Source organism: Cupriavidus sp. GW823-FHT07A04 (assembly GCF_058794615.1).
This window is the reverse complement of record NZ_JBXAHA010000008.1, coordinates 44624-63966: the sequence shown is the minus strand read 5'-3', so window position 1 is coordinate 63966 and position 19343 is coordinate 44624. Positions and strand designations below refer to the sequence as shown.

Annotated in this window: 16 protein-coding genes; 6 read left to right on the top strand and 10 right to left on the bottom strand. The window is 66.4% G+C overall.

The features are described 5' to 3' along the window. Positions 1-103: 103 nt before the first annotated feature. The 4 genes from lptB to AC1Q7Q_RS15235 are packed head-to-tail and all read right to left on the bottom strand — an operon-like array spanning position 104 to position 3260. Positions 104-889: an LPS export ABC transporter ATP-binding protein gene (lptB, locus tag AC1Q7Q_RS15250; protein WP_150991814.1), complete on the bottom strand. Its 786-nt coding sequence runs from the start codon at positions 887-889 to the stop codon at positions 104-106. 46 nt (positions 890-935) lie between these two features. Further along, positions 936-1580, bottom strand: coding sequence for a lipopolysaccharide transport periplasmic protein LptA (gene lptA, locus AC1Q7Q_RS15245; RefSeq protein WP_174425621.1), 645 nt, complete (start codon positions 1578-1580; stop codon positions 936-938). Between the two features lie 54 nt (positions 1581-1634). After that, the gene (gene lptC / locus AC1Q7Q_RS15240; protein WP_492375332.1) at positions 1635-2261 is read right to left on the bottom strand and encodes an LPS export ABC transporter periplasmic protein LptC; all 627 of its coding nucleotides are present in this window, start codon (positions 2259-2261) and stop codon (positions 1635-1637) included. A 15-nt stretch (positions 2262-2276) separates the two neighbouring features. Continuing rightward, entirely contained in the window at positions 2277-3260 is a 984-nt protein-coding gene (locus tag AC1Q7Q_RS15235) for a KpsF/GutQ family sugar-phosphate isomerase (RefSeq protein ID WP_492375324.1), read from the bottom strand. Between the two features lie 151 nt (positions 3261-3411). On the opposite strand from AC1Q7Q_RS15235, the gene AC1Q7Q_RS15230 reads away from it, so the two are divergent. Further along, positions 3412-5391, top strand: a complete 1980-nt coding sequence (locus AC1Q7Q_RS15230; protein ID WP_492375325.1) for a monovalent cation:proton antiporter family protein — start codon at positions 3412-3414, stop codon at positions 5389-5391. Positions 5392-5427: 36 nt separating this feature from the next. Here the strand turns inward: AC1Q7Q_RS15230 and AC1Q7Q_RS15225 are convergent, their stop codons facing one another. Together AC1Q7Q_RS15225 and AC1Q7Q_RS15220 are read right to left on the bottom strand one after the other, a co-directional pair. Next, complete coding sequence (locus tag AC1Q7Q_RS15225; RefSeq protein WP_492375326.1) at positions 5428-5811, bottom strand: ribbon-helix-helix domain-containing protein; 384 nt, start codon at positions 5809-5811, stop codon at positions 5428-5430. Between the two features lie 68 nt (positions 5812-5879). After that, on the bottom strand, positions 5880-6458 hold the full coding sequence (locus AC1Q7Q_RS15220) for a DJ-1/PfpI family protein (RefSeq protein WP_006159426.1): 579 nt from the start codon (positions 6456-6458) through the stop codon (positions 5880-5882). A gap of 161 nt (positions 6459-6619) precedes the next feature. On the opposite strand from AC1Q7Q_RS15220, the gene AC1Q7Q_RS15215 reads away from it, so the two are divergent. Continuing rightward, positions 6620-7192, top strand: a complete 573-nt coding sequence (locus tag AC1Q7Q_RS15215) for an adenine phosphoribosyltransferase (protein ID WP_267605425.1) — start codon at positions 6620-6622, stop codon at positions 7190-7192. Between the two features lie 188 nt (positions 7193-7380). After that, positions 7381-9066 carry a Na/Pi cotransporter family protein gene (locus tag AC1Q7Q_RS15210; RefSeq protein ID WP_492375327.1) on the top strand — a complete coding sequence of 562 codons (1686 nt, stop codon included), beginning with the start codon at positions 7381-7383 and terminating at the stop codon, positions 9064-9066. An 18-nt stretch (positions 9067-9084) separates the two neighbouring features. Here the strand turns inward: AC1Q7Q_RS15210 and AC1Q7Q_RS15205 are convergent, their stop codons facing one another. The 3 genes from AC1Q7Q_RS15205 to uvrA form a co-directional block, all read right to left on the bottom strand. Further along, positions 9085-9570, bottom strand: coding sequence for an adenosine-specific kinase (locus tag AC1Q7Q_RS15205; protein WP_492375328.1), 486 nt, complete (start codon positions 9568-9570; stop codon positions 9085-9087). Between the two features lie 111 nt (positions 9571-9681). Further along, the gene (locus AC1Q7Q_RS15200; protein ID WP_492375329.1) at positions 9682-10029 is read right to left on the bottom strand and encodes a hypothetical protein; all 348 of its coding nucleotides are present in this window, start codon (positions 10027-10029) and stop codon (positions 9682-9684) included. Positions 10030-10034: 5 nt separating this feature from the next. Then, positions 10035-12899, bottom strand: a complete 2865-nt coding sequence (gene uvrA, locus AC1Q7Q_RS15195; protein ID WP_150991795.1) for an excinuclease ABC subunit UvrA — start codon at positions 12897-12899, stop codon at positions 10035-10037. A gap of 383 nt (positions 12900-13282) precedes the next feature. On the opposite strand from uvrA, the gene AC1Q7Q_RS15190 reads away from it, so the two are divergent. Further along, a complete protein-coding gene (locus AC1Q7Q_RS15190; RefSeq protein WP_492375330.1) occupies positions 13283-14539 on the top strand; it encodes an MFS transporter in 1257 nt (418 codons plus the stop codon). A 197-nt stretch (positions 14540-14736) separates the two neighbouring features. Beyond that, positions 14737-15297 (top strand): single-stranded DNA-binding protein, encoded by a 561-nt coding sequence (ssb, locus tag AC1Q7Q_RS15185; RefSeq protein ID WP_174425613.1) that lies wholly within the window; start codon positions 14737-14739, stop codon positions 15295-15297. 131 nt (positions 15298-15428) lie between these two features. Here the strand turns inward: ssb and acpA are convergent, their stop codons facing one another. Continuing rightward, positions 15429-17573: an acid phosphatase gene (gene acpA, locus AC1Q7Q_RS15180; RefSeq protein ID WP_492375775.1), complete on the bottom strand. Its 2145-nt coding sequence runs from the start codon at positions 17571-17573 to the stop codon at positions 15429-15431. 229 nt (positions 17574-17802) lie between these two features. On the opposite strand from acpA, the gene AC1Q7Q_RS15175 reads away from it, so the two are divergent. Next, the gene (locus tag AC1Q7Q_RS15175) at positions 17803-19149 is read left to right on the top strand and encodes a cytochrome-c peroxidase (RefSeq protein WP_492375776.1); all 1347 of its coding nucleotides are present in this window, start codon (positions 17803-17805) and stop codon (positions 19147-19149) included. Positions 19150-19343 lie beyond the last annotated feature (194 nt).

Genomic DNA, 19343 nt, shown 5'->3' with positions numbered 1-19343 from the left:
TGGAACGGAAATTGCTATCGCTGGTGTCGCTATGATCGTTTGAAGGATAAAAGGCGACACCGAAGCCGCCCGGGGGACGATGCGCGGCAGGCGCCGCGCGCCCTTACATGCGGAAGTTCTCGCCCAGGTAGACCTTGCGCACCGACTCGTTGGCGATGATGTCCTCAGGCTGCCCGGACGCCAGCACCGCGCCTTCGCTGATGATGTAGGCGTGGTCGCAGATGCCCAGCGTCTCGCGCACGTTGTGGTCGGTGATCAGCACGCCGATATTGCGTGCCTTGAGGAAGCTGACGATGCGCTGGATTTCGCCAACCGCGATCGGGTCGACGCCGGCGAAGGGCTCGTCGAGCAGGATGAAGCGCGGCGCGGAGGCCAGCGCGCGGGCGATTTCCACGCGGCGGCGCTCGCCGCCGGACAGCGACAGCGCCGGGTTGTCGCGCAGGTGGGCAATCTGCAGGTCATCCAGCAGGGTGTCCAGCCGGCGCTCGATCTCGGCCTTGCCCAGGGGTTTGCCATCGTTGAGCTGCAGCTCCAGCACTGCGCGGATGTTTTCCTGCACATTGAGCTTGCGGAACACGGAGGCTTCCTGCGGCAGGTAGGACAGGCCCATGCGTGCTCGCTCATGGATGGCCAGGCCGCTGATGTGTTTGTCGTCGAGCACGATATCGCCTTCGTCCAGCGCCACCAGCCCCACGATCATGTAGAACGACGTGGTCTTGCCCGCGCCGTTGGGGCCCAGCAAGCCGACCACCTCGCCGCTCTTCACGTCGAGCGACACGTCCTTGACCACGGTGCGCGAGCCGTAGCGCTTCTTCAGGTGGCGCACGACCAGCGTGCTGCTGTCCTTCAGGGTGGCGGGCTGGGACGGTGCGGTTTGGGTAGCGGTCATGAAGGTGAAGTCAGAATCCGTGGATCAGGGACGTGGCGGCGTCAGGTCAGGGGTTGACGGGGGCAGTTGCCGGCTTGAGCGGCAGCGGATTGGCTGCGGCACCGCTGGCGGGCTGCTCCTGGCGCGGCGACAGCACGGCGCGCACGCGGCCCGACGGGCTGCCCGCGGTCGCGTTCTCGGCGCCGCCGCTGGCCGTGTAGAACTCGTTGCGGCTGTCATAGGTGATCACCGCGCCGCGGATCTCGTCGACCAGCTTGGCGCCGGCCAGGCGGGCCATGCGGGCGCGCCCGATCAGCTTGGACAACTCCTGCTTGCCGTCATATTCGATGCGGTCGCCCCAGCCATCGATGTACTCGTCGACGTTGTCGCGCTTCTGGCGGATATAGGCTTGCTTGCCGCCCTTGGAGGTCGCGACCGCGTACTGGTAGCCCTCGGGATCGGTACGGACTTCGGCCGCGTCGGATTTGAGCACCATGGTGCCCTTGGTCAGCACCACGTTGCCAGTCAGTACATAGACCTGCTTGACGTCATCGTAGCTGGCATTGTCGGCCTCCAGGACCAGCGGCTTTTCGCGGTCGGCCTTTTCGGCGCTGGCGGGCGCGGCCAGCGTGAGGCCCAGGACGGCGGCCAGCGTCAGCAAAGCGGCCGTGCTGCGGCGCAGACAGGACGAAGTCGTCGGGAATGGATTCATGTTGGCGTGATGGCGGTTGACGCGGGCGGTTGGTGCCCGCGGGCGGCTTCGGGGCTACTTCGTGGGACTCGCCGGCGGCGGCCCCGTGATGATGGTGCCGCGTACGTTACCCAGCAATTGTACTTCGCGAGTGACATTGTTGAAGACCAGGCCGTTGGCGGTCATCACCGACGGGCCGCGGGTCAGCTTGACAGCCTTGTCGGTCTTGACGATGTCATCGTTCACCAGCACCTGGAAATACTCCGAGGCGGCCGTCATCTGCGGATCCTTGGCGGGGTCGGGGCCCTGGGTACGCACGATGAAGGCATTGCCGAACAGGTCGATGACCGAGCCTTCCGCGTTCATCGTGCCGCGATCAGAGTGGCCGGTGACGGGCGGACGGTCGATTTCATAGGAGCGCATGGCCGGGCGCGTCACTTCGTAGGTCTGGTCGTCCTCGAAGTGGATCATCTTGTCGCCGGTGAAGCGCAGCTTGGTGTTGCCGTCCTCGGCAAGCTCGGTCGCGGAAAAACGGATCATGTAGTAATCCGGTTCATGCTTCTTGCCTACCGGCCCGGTGTCCGCTTCTTTCGGGGAGTTGACCTGCACCAGCCAGAAGGTGCTGCCCGCCACCAGTGCCATCAGCAGCAGGGGCAGGGCTCGCATGGCAAGCCGGCTCAGGGAGGACAGGATTTCCCGCATAGGCATGGGCTGGCCTCAGATGACCTTGGCGCGGGTCAGGTCGTGGATGTGGAGCGCGCCGACCAGGCGCCGCTCTGCGTCGACCACCAGCATCTGGTTGATGCGGTTCGCCTCCATCACCTGCACGGCTTCCACGGCCAGCTGGTCCGGCCCGACGGTATGCGGTGTGCGGTGCATGACCTCGCTGATGGGTACGGTCTTCCAGTCGCGCGGGGTTTCGAGCAGGCGGCGCAGGTCGCCATCGGTGAAGACGCCGATCAGGCGGTCGTCCGGGTCCACCACCGCGGTCATTGCCATGCCTTTGCGGGTGATTTCCATCAGGGCCTGTGCCAGCGGCGTGCTCTCGCGTACCTTGGGCACCGCGTTGCCGCTGCGCATGACGTCGCGCACGTGGGTCAGCAGCTTGCGCCCGAGCGCGCCGCCCGGATGCGAGCGGGCAAAGTCTTCCTCGCCGAAGCCGCGGGCATCCAGCACCGCCACCGCGAGCGCGTCGCCCATCGCCAGTGCGGCGGTGGTGCTGGCGGTCGGGGCCAGGTTGAGCGGGCAGGCTTCTTTTTCCACGCCGGCATTGAGGTGCGCGTCGGCCAGCTGGGCCAGCGTGGAGGCGGGGTTGCCGGTCACGGAGATGAGCTTGGCGCCGATGCGCTTGACGATCGGGACAATCGAAAGCAACTCGGCGGTCTCTCCGGAATTGGAAAAGGCGATCAGCACATCGTCGCGCGTGACCATGCCCAGGTCGCCGTGGCTGGCCTCGGCCGGATGCACGAAAAACGCGGGCGTGCCGGTCGAGGCCAGCGTGGCCGCGACCTTGCGGCCGATGTGGCCCGACTTGCCGATGCCGGACACGACGACGCGCCCGCTGCAATTGAGCGTCAGTTGCACGGCTTGCGCAAATCCGTCGTCCAGGCGGCCTGCGAGGGCAGCGACGGCGTCGGCTTCGATCTGGAGGGTTTCGCGAGCGAGCCTAAGTGCTCGATCCGCATTGAAATTAGCTATCATGGCGACGAAGTATACCAACGAATGCGATGGCGCTTGGGCTGTTCCTGGGATCGGGCGGCCGGGGCGGCCATCGCGCTTGCCGTAATCCGCCGGCAGGGCCGCCCGCACCGGGCCGGCCCGGTGCCCGGCGCGGCGTACCCTGACCCTGTCGATGCACTCTCCGCTGGACCTTACCCTTGTCCTGCTGGCCGCCGCCGTGTTTGGCGTGGTCGCGTTTCGCATGTTGCAGTTGCCGCCGATGCTGGGGTACCTGGTCGTGGGCATCCTGATCGGGCCGCATGCGCTCGGCCTGGCCAGCGATACCGCGCAAACCAAATACCTGGCCGAGTTCGGCGTGGTCTTTTTGATGTTCTCGATCGGCCTGGAGTTCAGCCTGGGCAAGCTCAAGGCGATGAAGCGGCAGGTGTTCGGCCTGGGCGGCTCGCAGGTGGTGCTGTCGCTCCTGGCCGTGATTCCGGCGAGCTGGGCGTTCAACTGGCTGTTTCCGCTGTCCTGGCAGGCCTCGGTGGCGCTGGGCGGCGCGCTGGCCATGTCATCCACCGCCATCGTGTCCAAGATGCTGTCGGAGCGGCTGGAGCTGGAGAGCGAGCACGGGCGCAACATCATCAGCATCCTGCTGTTCCAGGACCTGGCCGTGGTGCCGCTGCTGATCGTGATCCCGGCGCTCTCGCGCGATCCGGGCGACCTGATGATGGCGCTGGGCCTGGCCACGGTGAAGATCGTGGTGGCCCTGAGCCTGATCTTCTTCGTCGGCCAGCGCTTCATGAGCCGCTGGTTCCACATCGTGGCGGCGCGCCGCTCGCAAGAGCTGTTCATGCTCAACCTGCTGCTGGTCACGCTGGGCATGGCCGCGCTGACCGAGCGGCTAGGCCTTTCGATGGCGCTGGGCGCCTTCATGGCCGGCATGCTGATCTCCGAGACGCCGTATCGCCATCAGGTGGAGGAGGACATCAAGCCCTTCCGCGATGTGCTGCTGGGGCTGTTCTTCGTCACCATCGGCATGCTGCTCAATATCCATGTGGTGCTCGATCACTTGTGGCTGGTGCTGGCGCTGCTGGTGGTGCCCATTGTCTTCAAACTGGTGCTGATCTCCGGCCTGGCCCGCTTGTTCGGTTCGCGCCAGGGGGTGGCGATCCGTACCGGCCTGGGCCTGGCGCAGGCCGGCGAGTTCGGCTTTGTGCTGCTTAACCAGATCGACGGCCTGAACCTGGTCGACCCGGTGCTGATCCAGGTCATCCTGGCCTCGATGCTGTTGTCGATGCTGGCGGCACCGTTCCTGATCCAGTACAGCGACGCCATCGTGCTGCGCTTTACCGCCAACGAATGGCTGATGCAGTCGCTCAACATGACGCGCATCGCGGTGCAGAGCCTGCAGACCGAGAAGCACGCCATCATCTGCGGGTTTGGCCGCAGCGGCCAGAACCTGGCGCATATGCTGGAGCGCGAGGGCATTACCTACGTGGCGCTGGACCTCGACCCCGACCGGGTGCGCGAAGCCGCCGGCGCGGGCGATACCGTGGTGTACGGCGATGCGGGCCGGCGCGAGGCGCTGATCGCGGCGGGCCTGCATCGCGCGGCCGCCTTGATCATCACTTACAACAACACACCCTCGGCGCTGAAGGTGCTGCACCATGTGCAGGAGCTGGAGCCAGCGCTGCCCGTGATCGTGCGCACCATGGACGACTCGGAACTCGACATCCTGCAAAAAGCGGGCGCCACCGAGGTGGTGCCGGAAAGCATCGAGGGCAGCCTGATGCTGGCCTCGCACGCGCTGGTGCTTCTGGGCGTGCCGATGCGGCGCGTGGTGCGCGGGGTGCAGGAGGCGCGCGATGCGCGCTACAGCCTGCTGCGCGGCTACTTCCACGGCCGCGATGACGAGGAAGACATGGTGGAGCGAGAGTCCGTGCGGCTGCACTCCATTTCGCTTGGCCCGGAGGCCACGTCGGTGGGGCGGCGCCTGGGCGCGCTCGGGCTGGACCGTATCGGGGTGGAAGTGACGGCGGTGCGCCGGCGTGGTATCCGCGCGTTCGATCCGGAGCCCGATACCGTACTGGAGCCGGGCGATATCGTGGTCTTGCGCGGCCAGCCAGAGGCGCTGGAAGCGGCCGAGGCGCGCATGCTGGCCGGCTGAGCCTGCGCTATGCGCTCAGTGGCCGCAAGTTCGGGTTCATGCCGCCACGCGGCTGCCGGTGTGCGCCTCTTCCGCCCACGATGCCGGCAGGCCCTCTAGCACGGAGCGCGCGTCGAGCGAGCCGATCGGGACGCGCGGGTCGGCGGGAATGCGGCCTTCGCCTTGCAGCATCAGGTAGCGCAGGCAGCATACGCGCAGGAAGGACGTGAAGTTTGCCGCCTCGCCCCGGTAGGCCACCAGTTCGTCGTGCAGCCGGGTGATGAGCTGGCCCACGCTCATGCCATCGCGGCGTGCCAGCGTTTCGAGCACTTCCCAGAACAGGCTTTCCAGCCGGATGCTGGTGGCCACGCCATGCAGCCGGAGCGAGCGTGACTGGCCCTGGTACGACTGCGGGGTGGCCCGGATGAAGATTTCACACATAGAAGAACTCCCGTGCTTAACGGCCCGCGATAGCCCTAGGTGGGCTCGCGGGCCGCGTTCGGTAGCCTCTAATGTACGATCCTGGTGCCCAGGACGGCAAGGAACTGCGCCAGCCACGCCGGGTGCGCGGGCCAGGCCGGTGCGCTTACCAGGTTGCCATCCGTGTAGGCCTGGTCGACTGGAATGTCGGCATATTTTCCGCCCGCCAGGCGCACTTCGGGCGCGCAGGCCGGATAGGCCGAGCAGGTCCGGCCTTCCAGCACGCCGGCCGCGGCTAGCAGCTGGGCGCCGTGGCACACCGCGGCGATTGGTTTGTTGGTGCTGGCAAAGTGCCGCACGATTTCCAGCACCCGCTCGTTCAGGCGCAGGTATTCCGGGGCGCGCCCGCCCGGGATGACCAGCCCGTCGTAGGCCGCCGGATCCACATCGGCAAAACTCGCGTTCAGCGCGAAGTTGTGGCCGCGCTTTTCGCTATAGGTCTGGTCGCCCTCGAAATCATGGATGGCGGTGGGGCAGCTGGCGCCGGCCGCCTTGTCCGGACACACCGCATGGACCGTGTGGCCCACCATCTGGAGTGCCTGGAAAGGCACCATGGTTTCATAGTCTTCGGCGTAGTCGCCGACCAGCATCAAGATCTTTTTCGCCATCGCTGTCTCCTGTATGGTTACGGTTGTCCTGGGGGAGCCACGCCGCAAAGCGTGCCATCCGCCCAGGCGTTGCCCATTGTGTTGCCGTTTGCGGCAGCCCGGGTGGTAACCCATTACCGCATCCAGCCTGCCGATTTGGCGGGCTGCCCGAACGAGTCCCCATGCCCAACACCACTATCCAGTCGTCCGCCCTTGGCGACGTTACCCACTACCTGCGCGAACGCATCCGTACCGTGCCGGACTGGCCCCAGCCCGGCGTGATGTTCCGCGACATCACGCCGTTGCTGCAGGATCCCAAGTCCCTGCGCGTGCTGATCGATGTCTTTGTGCACCGCTACATGGACGCCAAGCTCGACGTGGTGGCCGGCATCGACGCACGCGGCTTTATCCTGGGCGCCATCGTGGCGTACGAGCTGAACCTGGGCTTCGTGCCGATCCGCAAGAAGGGCAAGCTGCCGTTCGAGACCGTGGCCGAGGAGTATGAGCTGGAGTACGGCAGCGCCACGGTGGAGATCCACGCCGATGCCTGCAAGCCGGGTGACCGCGTGCTGCTGGTGGACGACCTGATCGCCACCGGCGGCACCATGATGGCTGGCCGCAAGCTGCTTGAGCGGCTGGGCGCCACCGTGGTGGAAGGCGCCGCCATCGTCGACCTGCCCGAGCTCGGCGGCTCGCGCCACCTGCTGGATAGCGGCCTGCCGCTGTTCACGGTTTGCCGCTTTGACGGGCATTGACCCGCATTGACGGCCGCTCTCCGAGCGGCTTGCGCATTGGGCTTGCGGCCATTTCCACCGCGTGGACATGGCGTTGCCCACACATGCCGGCAGGCGCATAATGCCCCATTGACAACGATACGATGGCCGGGCGAAATCTTGCGATCCGCAATGGAGGCACCGGTCACATAAGGGCATAAGGGCGCAGCATGGGCGTACTACTACATTTGCTTTCCGGCGTGGCGCTGCTGGTGTGGGGCACCAACATCGTCAAGGTCGGCATCCTGCGCGTGTACGGCGCCAACCTGCGCCACGTGCTCTCGTCCAGCATTTCCAACCGGTTCACGGCCTTTGCCGCCGGCCTCGGCGTGACCGGCCTGGTCCAGAGCAGCAACGCGACCGCCGTCATCGTCAGTTCCTTCGTCGGCCAGGGCCTGATTGCCGTGGCGCCGGCGCTGGCCATCATGCTGGGCGCCAACGTCGGCACCGCCATCATGGTGCAAGTGTTCTCGCTGGACCTGTCCTGGCTGTCGCCGCTGCTGATCTTCGTTGGCGTGATCCTGCATCTGTCCTGGAAGGGCAACAAGCCTGGCCACGTGGGCCGCGTGCTGATCGGCCTGGGGCTGATCACGCTGGCGCTGGAGCTGATCTCCATTGCCACCCGCCCCGTGGTGGAAGCGGCTGGCGTCAAGGTGTTGTTCGGCACGCTCACCGGAGACCCCACGCTGGACATGCTGATTGGCGCCTTACTGACCATCCTTTGCTATTCCAGCCTGGCGGTGGTGCTGTTCTGCGGGGCGCTGGCCTCGGCCGGGGTGGTGTCCCTGCATGTGGCGATGGCGCTGGTGCTAGGCGCCAACCTGGGCTCGGGCATTTCCGCGTTGCTGACCACCTCCGGCAACAACCAGCCCGGCAAGCGCGTCACGCTGGGCAACCTGCTGTCGCGCCTGCTCGGATGCGTGATCGCGCTGCCTTTGCTGGGGCAGGCCGAACAACTGCTGGCGCTGGTCGACGCCGATCCGCAGCGGCTGGTCGTGAATTTCCACCTGCTCTTCAATGTGGCGCTGGCAGTGCTGCTGCTGGGCGCCACCGGTCCGCTGGCGCGCCTGTGCGAGGCGGTGCTGCCCGGGCGCAACACCGGCGACAGCCAGGTCACCCCGCGCCACCTCGATCCCGCCGCGCTGCCCACGCCGGCGCTGGCGCTGTCCAATGCCGCGCGCGAGGTGCTGCGCATTGGCGACCGCATCGAGCAGATGCTGGACAACATGCTGCGCGTGCTGCGCACCAACGATGCCAAGCTCGCCACCGCCACCTGCCGCATCGACGACGAGGTGGACGATCTCTACACCGCGATCAAGCTCTACCTGACCCGGATCAGCCTGGAGGCGCTGGATGAGCGCGACGGCCGGCGCTGGACGGAAATCATCTCGCTCACCATCAACCTCGAGCATGCCGGCGACATCATCGAGCGCATCCTGCAAGACGCGCGCGAAAAGAAGATCGCTCATAACCTGGCCTTCTCGGAAGCGGGCATGCAGGAGATCTCGCAGATGCACGCGCGCGTGGTGGCCAACCTGCGGCTCGGGCTGTCGGTCTTCCTCTCCGGCGACCTGAAAAGCGCGCAGCTACTGATGGCGGAGAAAGCGACTTTCCGCGAAATGGAGCGCCAGTACGCGCGCACCCACCTGCAACGCATCGCCGTGCAGACCGCCGAGAGCATCGAGACCAGCTCGCTGCACCTCGACGTGATCAGCGATCTCAAGCGCCTGAACTCGTTGTTCTGCGCCACCGCCTACCCGGTGCTGGAAGAAGCTGGCGTGCTTAACCGCAGCCGCATGAAGGAAGACGATGGCGAACCCCCGGCCAGGGCCGTGCCGTCCGCGCAGGCGCACTAAGGAGCCACTAAGGAGTGGCTACAGCTTGTAGCCGATCTCCCGCAGCAGGTTCCGCCGCGAGGCAATGTCAGCCTCGGTTTCCAGCCCGAGCGGCGAAGCGCCATCTACCACGCCAAGCACCGCGCGCCCCTGCGCGGTCTGCGCTACCACCACCTCGGTCGGGTTTGCCGTGGCGCAATAGATCCGGCATACCTCCGGCACCGCGCGCACGGTCGCGAGCACATTGACCGGATAGAAGCCGTCGCCAAGGAACACCAGGAAGCAGTGGCCGGCACCGATTGCCAGCGCGTTCTGGCACGCCAGGTCGATCATCGCCTCGTCGGTGCCGGACCAGCGCACAAGGCGCTTGCCCGAGGCCTCGCAGAACGCTAGTCCAAAGCGGATGCCCGGCACCGCGCCGGCCAGCGCCTCGTGGATGTCGTCCACGGTCTTGATGAAGTGGGATTGCCCGAAAATGAAGTTGGTCGCCTCGGGCTTGGCGATCGGCACTACGGTGAGTTCCATGGCCGTGCTCCTGCATTGGCCTGTGCCAGCCCCGGAAAGGGCTTCAGGAGGCGCGGCCTTGCGCAGTCTATGGTAGGCCGGGCAAGGTCGAATGCAAGGCGCAGCGCGGGCCTACTTCGAGGAGGGCGGGCGGCGTCTGCGGCGCGCGCGCTGCAGCATCGCGGCGATGGCCACAAGCACGGCCGCGCCGCCCAGCGTCAGCGCCAGATTGCCGGATACAGCGCCGCTCGCCTTGGCAGGTACCTGGGCAGCGCTGGCGGCACTGGCCTCCCGGGCGCCTTGCGCGGGCGGAGCGGATGCCGCCGGCGCGGCGGGTTCATCGAGTGCTCGCGCCGCCGGCGCGGCCAGGTCGATCGGCGTGACGGTGGCTTGCGCCACAGCCGGGCCGGCAACGGCGGCGCTGCCGAGCAGCAGCGCGCATTGCCAGGCGCAAAGGATGAGGCGGAAACGCGTGCGCACCGTGGTCAGCGGCGCTCGAGCAGCGGCGCCAGGTACTTGCCGGTGAAGCTCGCGCGGCTAGCCGCCACCGTTTCCGGCGTGCCCTTGGCGATCACCTGGCCACCGCCCGCACCGCCCTCCGGGCCCATGTCGAGCAGCCAGTCCGCGGTCTTGATCACGTCCAGGTTGTGCTCGATGATGACCACCGTGTTGCCCTGGTCGCGCAGCTTGTGGATGACCTTGAGCAGCAGCTCGATATCGTGGAAGTGCAGGCCCGTGGTGGGCTCGTCCAGGATGTAGAGCGTGCGGCCGGTGTCGCGCTTGGACAGCTCCAGCGACAGCTTGACGCGCTGCGCCTCGCCGCCCGAGAGCGTGGTGGCGGACTGGCCCAGCCGGATGTAGCCAAGGCCCACGTCCAGCAGCGTCTTGAGCTTGCGCCGCACGACAGGCACCGCCAGGAAGAACTCGTGCGCGTGCTCTACCGTCATGTCGAGCACTTCGTGGATGTTCTTGCCCTTGTAGAGCACCTCCAGCGTTTCGCGGTTGTAGCGCTTGCCGTGGCAGACGTCGCAAGGCACGTACACGTCCGGCAGGAAATGCATCTCGACCTTGATCACGCCATCGCCCTGGCAGGCCTCGCAGCGCCCGCCCTTGACGTTGAACGAGAAGCGGCCCGGATCGTAGCCACGCTCCTTGGCCGAGGGCACGCCCGCGAACAGCTCGCGGATCGGCGTGAACAGGCCGGTGTACGTAGCGGGGTTGGAGCGCGGGGTGCGGCCGATCGGGCTCTGGTCGACGTTGATGACCTTGTCGAAATGCTCCAGCCCGTCGATGCGGTCGTGCGCGGCCGGCTCCGCCGTGGAGCCATACAGGTGGCGCGCCACCGCGTGGTAGAGCGTGTCGTTGATCAGCGTCGACTTGCCCGAGCCGGACACGCCGGTCACGCAGGTGAGCAGGCCCACCGGGATCTCGGCGCTGACGTTGCGCAGGTTGTTGCCGGTTGCGTTGATGATGCGCAGCAGCTTTTCCTCGTCGGGCGCGGCACGCTCTTTCGGCACCTCGATGCGGCGCGCGCCGGACATGTACTGCCCGGTGAGCGAATTGGCCGACTGCTCGATCTGCTGCGGCGTGCCTTCGGCCACGATCATGCCGCCGTGCACGCCGGCGCCCGGGCCGATGTCGACCACGTAGTCGCAGGCGCGGATCATGTCTTCGTCGTGCTCCACCACCAGCACGGAGTTGCCGATGTCGCGCAGGTGCTTGAGCGTGCCGATCAGGCGGTCGTTGTCGCGCTGGTGCAGGCCGATGGAAGGTTCGTCCAGCACGTACATCACGCCGGTCAGGCCGGAGCCGATCTGCGACGCCAGCCGGATGCGTTGCGCCTCGCCGCCCGACAGCGTGTCGGCGCTGCGCTCGAGCGACAGGTAATCCAGCCCCACGTTGTTGAGGAAGTTCAGGCGCGCGCTGATTTCCTTGACGATCTTGTCGGCGATCTCGCGCTTGGCGCCGTGCATGTCCAGCGTGAGGAAATAGGTGAGCGCGTCGCGCAGCGGCCAGCCGTTGATCTCGTAGATGGCGCGCGCCTGGTCGTTCTCGCCCAGCTTGACGTGGCGCGCCTCGGTGCGCAGGCGGGTACCGTGGCAGGCGGGGCAGGCCTGGTTGTTCTGGTACTTGGCGAGCTCCTCGCGCACCGCGATGGAGTCGGTCTCGCGGTAGCGGCGCTCCAGGTTGGGAATGATGCCCTCGAAGGCATGCTCGCGCACCGTGGTGCGGCCACGTTCGTTCATGTAGGTGAACGGGATCTCCACGTCGCCCGAGCCGTGCAGCACGACTTCCTGCACCTCGGCCGGCAGGTCCTCGAAGGCCGTATCGAGCTCGAAGTCGTAGTAGGCCGCCAGGCTTTGCAGCATCTGGAAGTAAAACTGGTTGCGGCGGTCCCAGCCCTTGATGGCGCCCGAGGCCAGCGACAGGTTAGGGAAGGCCACCACCCGCTTGGGATCGAAGAAGGTGATCTGGCCCAGGCCGTCGCAGCTCGGGCAGGCGCCCATCGGGTTGTTGAACGAGAACAGCCGCGGCTCCAGCTCCTGCAGCGAGTACGAGCAGATCGGGCAGGCAAACTTGGAGCTGAACCCGTGCTCCTGGTTGGTGTCGATCTCCAGCGCGATGGCGCGGCCATCGGCCAGGCGCAGCGCGGTCTCAAACGATTCCGCCAGTCGTTGCTTGATGTCCGGGCGTACCTTGACGCGATCCACCACCACGTCGATGGAATGCTTCTCGGTCTTTTTCAGCTTGGGCAGCGCGTCCACCTCGTAGACCACCGCCGGTGCCTCATGCGTGGTGCCGCCGCCGGAGCGGATGCGAAAGCGCACGAAACCCTGGGCCTGCATGGTGTCGAACAGGTCGGAATGTTCGCCCTTGCGGTTGGCCACCACCGGTGCCAGGATCATCAGCTTGGTGTCTTCCGGCAGCGCCAGCGCGGCGTCGACCATCTGCGAGACGCTTTGCGCCTGCAACGCCAGGTTGTGGTCGGGGCAGTAAGGCGTGCCGGCGCGTGCGAACAGCAGCCGCAGGTAGTCGTGGATCTCGGTGACCGTGCCCACGGTTGAGCGCGGGTTGTGGCTGGTTGCCTTCTGTTCGATGGCGATCGCGGGCGATAGCCCCTCGATCAGGTCGACGTCCGGCTTTTCCATCAGCTGCAGGAACTGGCGCGCGTAGGCCGACAGCGACTCCACGTAGCGGCGCTGGCCCTCCGCGTACAGGGTATCGAAGGCGAGCGAGGACTTGCCCGATCCGGACAGCCCGGTAATCACGATCAGCTTGTTGCGCGGCAGATCGAGATTGATGTTCTTCAGGTTGTGGGTACGGGCACCACGGATTCTAATTTCTTCCATATACCGATTGTCTTCGCCAGGCGGGGCCGCCGGTCGGGTCGACAGGCCGGGTCTCACGGAATTTCAAGAAAAAAGCATGCCAGCAGGGCTGCGACCGGCTTCAGGCCAGCCTCAGGCCGGGCTTTGCCGGCCCGCGCCGGGGCTCGCGGTGTCCGATTCGGAGCCGAAAGCGCAGCGGAGCAAACCTGTTAATATACCGAACTTCGGTTTCCGGGGGTTGCTTGGGCCATGAGACTGCGCCCTGCAGCAACGGTGGCAGAAGCGCCGCAACTTCCGCTCCGGCCATGGATCGAAGTTGTCGCCGCCCCGTCAGCATTGGGGTGATGCGGTGCGTGCGCGGTGCACGACCCGGCAATCCGTCATAGAAATTCCCCACGATCGCAATGTCGTCGATCCATAGCTCCTCCCAAGATGCGGCCAAGGCCGACGATTCCAAGGTTCAGCCCGCTGCCGGGCGCGACCGCATGACCGGCACGGAAGTGCGGGCCAGCATTTCGCTCGCCAGTATTTTTGCGCTGCGCATGCTGGGCCTGTTCCTTATCCTGCCCGTGTTCGCCGAATATGCGCATGGCCTGCCCGATGGCCACGACGCCCAGCGCGTGGGCCTGGCCATGGGCATCTACGGCCTGATGCAAGCCTTCCTGCACATTCCTCTCGGCTGGCTGTCCGACCGCGTTGGCCGCAAGCCGGTGATGGTGGCGGGCCTGCTGCTGTTTGTCGCCGGCGGCCTGGTGGCGGCCAACTCCGACACGCTGTCCGGCATCATCATCGGCCGCTCGCTGCAAGGCATGGGCGCGATCTCGGCAGCCATCACCGCCTGCATCGCCGACCTGACCCGCGAGCAGCATCGCACCAAGGCCATGGCCATGGTGGGCGGCAGCATCGGCCTGACCTTCGCGCTGTCGCTGGTGATTGCCTCGCCGCTGCTGCACAGCATCGGCATGCCCGGGATCTTCACGCTGATGTCGGTGCTGGGCGTGGTCGCCATCCTGGTGACCCTGTTCCTGGTGCCCACGCCGCCGCCGCCGCATCCCGTGCGGCTGCCGTTTCGCAGCGTGCTGCTCAACCCCGACCTGGTCCGCCTGAACGTGGGCGTGCTGGCACTGCACGCGTCGCAGGTGGCCATGTTCATGGTGGTGCCGGCCATGCTCAGCGATGCCGGCATGCCGCTGGACCAGCACTGGAAGGTCTACCTGCCGGTGGTGCTGGTGTCCTTCGTGCTGATGCTCGGGCCGATGATGGCCGCCGAGCGCTATGGCAAGGTACGCCCCGTGCTGCTCGGCGCGGTCGGCCTGATGACCGCGGTGCAGCTGCTGTTTGCCGCCGTGCACGGCCTGTGGGGCATCGTGGGTGTGTTGCTGCTGTTCTTCGTGGCCTTCAACGTGCTGGAAGCCATGCAGCCCTCGCTGGTGTCGCGCTACGCCGCCGCCGCGCGCGGGGCGGCGCTTGGCGTCTACAACACGACGCAGGCGATGGGACTGTTCCTGGGCGGCGCCGTGGGTGGCTGGCTGCTCAAGCACGAAGGCCGTAGCGCGGTCTTCATCGGCTGCGCCGTGGTGCTCCTCCTCTGGCTTATAATCGCCTGGAACATGAAGTCGCCGCCGGCCCGGAAAAGCAGTGCCCAGGCCGTCGCTGCCTGAAGTTGGCAGCCCGCGGTCATTGGTCCGCAAGGGCTGCCCGCATCACTTCGTATAGCTTTTTGCCGTAATTAGGCACTAGCATGACCGCGCGCCCGACTTCTTGGCCGGGGGCGCGTTATTCGTTTACGCATCAGTCAACAGTCAAGGCATTGCCACGCCGCTTGCAGCAGAGGGCGTGGCCCTGGGAGAACATTCACATGGCATCGATCAACAAAGTCATCCTCGTCGGCAACCTGGGCGCGGATCCGGAAACCCGCTACCTGCCCAGCGGCGACGCCGTGAGCAACATCCGCCTGGCGACCACCGATCGTTACAAGGACAAGACCAGCGGCGAGATGAAGGAAGCCACCGAGTGGCACCGCATCGCCTTCTTCGGCAAGCTGGCCGAGATCGCCGGCCAGTACCTGCGCAAGGGCTCGCAGGTCTATATCGAAGGGCGCATCCGTACCCGCAAGTGGACCGACCAGTCTGGCGCGGAAAAGTACAGCACCGAAATCGTGGCTGAGCAAATGCAGATGCTGGGCTCGCGCCAGGGCATGGGCGGCGGCGGTGGCGGCGGTGGCGACGACATGGGCGGTGGCGGCGGTGGCTACGGTGGTGGCCGCGAATCGTCGGGCGGCGGCGGTGGTTACGGCGGCGGTGCGCGCAGCGGTGGCGGCCAGGCTGCCGGCGGCCAGCAAGGTGCTGGCGGCGCGCGTCGCCAGCAGCAGGCTCCGTCGAACGGCTTTGAAGACATGGACGACGATATTCCGTTCTAAATCGTTCTGAGCATCCCCGCCATCCCAGGCCGACACAGTCGGTACGGCCTGCACCGGCAAACAAAAAACCCCGGGAGTCGTTGACTCCCGGGGTTTTTTGTTTCTTGGCTCCTCGAAGGCGCCGTGCGTGCTCAGTGCGGCATGGCGGTGAAGTCCAGCGCGTTGGTCAGGTCGCCCATGGCCTTGCCCTTGTTGGCGAGCAGGGCGGTATCGCGTTGCTGCAGGCCCGGCAGGGTCGGCAGGACAAAGCGGCGGGTGATGAAGCGCAGCGCCGAGGCCGTGTCGTATTGCGTGTGGTCGACAAAGCCTTTCTTCGCGTACGGCGACACGAGGATCGCAGGGATGCGCGTGCCCGGGCCCCAGCGGTCGCCGGCGGGCACTTGCGCGTGGTCGTAGAAGCCGCCGTTTTCGTCGTAGGTGACGAGAATCAGCATGTTCTTCCACTGCGGGCTCTGCTGGAGTTGCGCGATCACGCTGGCGATATGCTTGTCGCCGTCGGCCACGCTCGCGTAGCCGGGATGCTGGTTCAGGTTGCCCTGCGGCTTGTAGAAGGTGACCGCAGGGAGGTTGCCGGCAGCGGCGTCCTGCAGGAACTGGCTGTCGAAGTCCTTCAGGTGCGCGCTGCGGTTGGCAGCCTGGGTGACCGGGTCGAAGTTGGCGTAGTAGTTGAACGGCTGGTGGTGCGCCTGGAAGTTGGGCACCGTGTTGTTGTAGATGGCGGTCGGGTCCTGCGTGGCCTTGGCCCAGGCACCGGCGTACCAGGCCCAGCTCACGCCGCGCGCGTTCAGCAGGTCGCCGATGGTGGTCTGGGTCTGCGGCGGCAGCGTGGTCGCCTTGGTGGGGTCGGCGTAGAGGCCTGTGGCATCGGTGGTGGCGGGCTTGTTGCCGCTCGGCTGGTAGTCCGGCTGCATGGTGTTGACCGCGTAGAACATGCCGCTGGCGTCCTTGGGCGTCAGCGTGCTGTCGTTCTGGTACACCGCCTTGCCGGAGAGGACCGAGGTGGGGTTGCCGGTGCCGGGGGTCAGGCGCACGAAGTTGCCATTGGCGTCGAGATCGATCGCCGAGATCGAGTTCTTGGCCGGCGAGGTGGCCGCGTCGGCGTTCGGGTACTGCGGCGCGCAGGCGCAGATCAGGTACTGGTGGTTCAGGAACGAGCCACCAAATGCACCCATGTAGAAATTGTCGGCCAGCACATATTGCTTGGCGAGCTGCCACATCTGCATCTGGCTGCCGTCGTAATAGCCCATCGTCAGGCCGCCCGCGTCCGAGAACGCGGCGTACTTGTCGTTCTTGCCGCCGTTGATCTGCATCTGGTTGTTGTAGAAGCGGTGCACCAGGTCGCGCGTGGTGACGGATTGCGAGACAAATGTGCCGGTGCCGTTGACGCCGGCAGGATTGTCGATCTGGAACGGCTTGTTCGGCCAGTTGGCGGTGCTGGCCTGCTGCAGCTGCAGGCTTTGCCCTTGCGCGGTGAACCCGCCCCAGGTCGGCGGCAGCACCGGCAGCACGGAGCCGTCGAAATCCTTCTGGGGCTCGGCGGTGCCGGTCGAGGTGGGGTTCACGCCGGGGATGCCGTTGGCGCCCGGGAACAGGCCGTAGAGATTGTCGAAGCCGCGGTTCTCGGCATAGATCACCACCACGGTCTTGATGTTGTCGAGGGCGACCCGCTTGGCGACGCCGTCGCGCAGCGCCTGGGCGATGTCGCCGCCGCCGGCCACCGAGTCGGCGATCAGGTCGATGGTCTGATCGATCTCCGCCTGCAGGGTCGCCTTGATGGTCTTGTCGGTTTCCTTGTTGTGGTCGGCCAGCAGCTTGTCCGCCGTCACGCCGATGCGGGCGGCCAGACGTGCCTTGGCCGCGGTGAGGTCGCCACCGTTGGACTCCATGAGCGCGACCAGTTCGGTCGTAATCGCGCTGAGCACGCCGTTGGCGCCGGCCGGTGCGCGGAACACCAGCGGACGGGTCACGGCTGCGTGGCCGCCGGTGTCATCGTTGCGGAAGGCGTCGCTGCCGATCTCGGCGGCGATCGCGCCCTGGCCGGTGAGCGTAAAGGCGCCGTTCTTGTCGGTGTAGGTGCTGGTCTCCGTGCTTTCGCACTTGCCATTGTTGTTGGCATCGATGCAGACCTTGGCGTGCTCGAAATAGCTGCCGGTCACCACGCCCGAGGTGGTGACAGCTGCGGGCGTGCTTCCGCTCCCGGAGTCGCTGCCGCCGCAGGCGGCCATGGCAGCGGCGGCCACCGCTGCAAGGGGATAAAGTCTTAAGGCTCGGCGCATGGAATATCCTTTTTTCGTTATGTGTAAGGCGGTTTTTTTTGGGACAGCCGCGCGATTCTCGCGCCGCTCCATGTCAGATTGATGATGGCGCCGGGACGAGAAAAAGACATCCGCCACGCATGACATGCCGCTGTCATGCACGCGTGCTAGCGTGGCGGCCCGTTCCTGAATCTCCTGTGCCTGGGCTGCCGCACCCATCCCGCCCTGGCCATTCCACTTCGCCGCACAGATGCCACCGCGCTTTGTTCTGCCGCCAGTTCCTTCCCCGATCCGCCGCCTTGCCACGGGGGCCTTGCTGCTGTCTTTCGCCCTGACCCTGGCGGGCTGTGGCAAGTCCGCACAGGAGGGCGTGGCCGCGGCCCCGGCATCCGCGCCGGCTGCCAGCCAGGTCGCCGCGCCTTCGCGGCCAGCCTATGCCGACGCGTTCTACACCATGATGGCAACGCGCCGGCCGCAGGTGCCGGCCATGGCCGCGCTTGGCAAGGCGCTGTTCTTTGATCCCGCGTTGTCGGCGTCCGGCCGGCTCGCGTGCGCAAGCTGCCACAGCCCGGAACACGCCTATGGGCCGGCCAACGACCTGTCGGTGCAACTGGGCGGCCCCGACATGCTGCGCGCCGGCGCGCGCGCGGCGCCGTCGCTGCGCTATGTGCAGAACGTGCCGCCGTTCTCCGAGCATTTCCACGAGAACGACGGCAACGACAGCGAAGACCAGGGCCCCACCGGCGGCCACAACTGGGACGGGCGGGCGTCTTCCACGCACGAGCAGGCCGGCATTCCCTTGCTGTCACCGCATGAGATGGCGAACGCGGACGCGGCGGCGGTGGCCGCCAGGCTGCGCACCGGCAAGCATGCGCAGACCTTGCGCGAGGTGTTTGGCGCCGACATCCTGGAGCGCGACGAGGTAGCCTTCCAGGCAGCGCTGATGGCGCTCGAGGTGTTCCAGGAAACGCCGTCCGAGTTCTATCCCTACAGCAGCAAGTACGATGCGTTCTTGCGGCGCAAGGTCAAGCTGAGCGAGCAGGAAGCGCGCGGCCTGCGCCTGTTCAACGATCCCGCCAAGGGCAACTGCGCGGCCTGCCACCCCAGCGCGATCAGCGCCGACGGCGTCTTTCCCGCCTTCAGCGATTTTGGCTTTATCGCGCTGGGCGTGCCGCGCAACCGCAAGCTGGCGGTCAATGCCGATCCGGCCTTCTTCGACATGGGCCTGTGCGGGCCGGATCGCACCGACCTGAAGGCGCGCGCAGAGTACTGTGGCCTGTTCCGCACGCCTGGCCTGCGCAACGTGGCGCAACGCAAGACCTTCTTCCACAACGGCGCCTTTCATTCGCTGGAAGAGGTGTTGCGTTTCTATGTGCAACGGGACAGCAATCCCGGCAAGTGGTACCCGCGCAAGGCCGACGGCAGCATCGACAAGTTCGACGACCTGCCGGCGCGGTATCGTGACAACGTCAATATGGAGCCTCCGTTCGGCGGCGCGCCTGGCAGCAAGGCCGCGCTGTCGGAGGCGGAGATCCGCGACGTCGTCGTGTTCCTGAAGACCCTCAACGACGGCTACCGCTTGCCTGCAACCCATTGAGGCGTCCTGGCGGCAGTGGCTGTTCGCCGGTACCTGCGGATTAGCGCGCAATGGTGGGTGGGCACGCGCCCGGCAAGGCGCCGGGCGCCTCGCAGGCCTTTCCTTTTTCCAATCCGTCCCCATTTCCTCCTGACACCGTGCTGTCAGGAGATGTCAGCGCCACACTTCAGCGCGCGGCACGCTGCCGTCCTTCG

Coding starts and splice junctions, on each gene's coding strand:
- AC1Q7Q_RS15190 (WP_492375330.1), top strand. CDS start 13,283: ATGTCGTCGATCCATAGCTCCTCCCAAGATGCGGCCAAGGCCGACGAT.
- AC1Q7Q_RS15235 (WP_492375324.1), bottom strand. CDS start 3,260: ATGATAGCTAATTTCAATGCGGATCGAGCACTTAGGCTCGCTCGCGAA.
- lptA (WP_174425621.1), bottom strand. CDS start 1,580: ATGAATCCATTCCCGACGACTTCGTCCTGTCTGCGCCGCAGCACGGCC.
- lptB (WP_150991814.1), bottom strand. CDS start 889: ATGACCGCTACCCAAACCGCACCGTCCCAGCCCGCCACCCTGAAGGAC.
- AC1Q7Q_RS15175 (WP_492375776.1), top strand. CDS start 17,803: ATGCCACCGCGCTTTGTTCTGCCGCCAGTTCCTTCCCCGATCCGCCGC.
- AC1Q7Q_RS15215 (WP_267605425.1), top strand. CDS start 6,620: ATGCCCAACACCACTATCCAGTCGTCCGCCCTTGGCGACGTTACCCAC.
- AC1Q7Q_RS15230 (WP_492375325.1), top strand. CDS start 3,412: ATGCACTCTCCGCTGGACCTTACCCTTGTCCTGCTGGCCGCCGCCGTG.
- ssb (WP_174425613.1), top strand. CDS start 14,737: ATGGCATCGATCAACAAAGTCATCCTCGTCGGCAACCTGGGCGCGGAT.
- lptC (WP_492375332.1), bottom strand. CDS start 2,261: ATGCGGGAAATCCTGTCCTCCCTGAGCCGGCTTGCCATGCGAGCCCTG.
- uvrA (WP_150991795.1), bottom strand. CDS start 12,899: ATGGAAGAAATTAGAATCCGTGGTGCCCGTACCCACAACCTGAAGAAC.
- acpA (WP_492375775.1), bottom strand. CDS start 17,573: ATGCGCCGAGCCTTAAGACTTTATCCCCTTGCAGCGGTGGCCGCCGCT.
- AC1Q7Q_RS15220 (WP_006159426.1), bottom strand. CDS start 6,458: ATGGCGAAAAAGATCTTGATGCTGGTCGGCGACTACGCCGAAGACTAT.
- AC1Q7Q_RS15210 (WP_492375327.1), top strand. CDS start 7,381: ATGGGCGTACTACTACATTTGCTTTCCGGCGTGGCGCTGCTGGTGTGG.
- AC1Q7Q_RS15225 (WP_492375326.1), bottom strand. CDS start 5,811: ATGTGTGAAATCTTCATCCGGGCCACCCCGCAGTCGTACCAGGGCCAG.
- AC1Q7Q_RS15205 (WP_492375328.1), bottom strand. CDS start 9,570: ATGGAACTCACCGTAGTGCCGATCGCCAAGCCCGAGGCGACCAACTTC.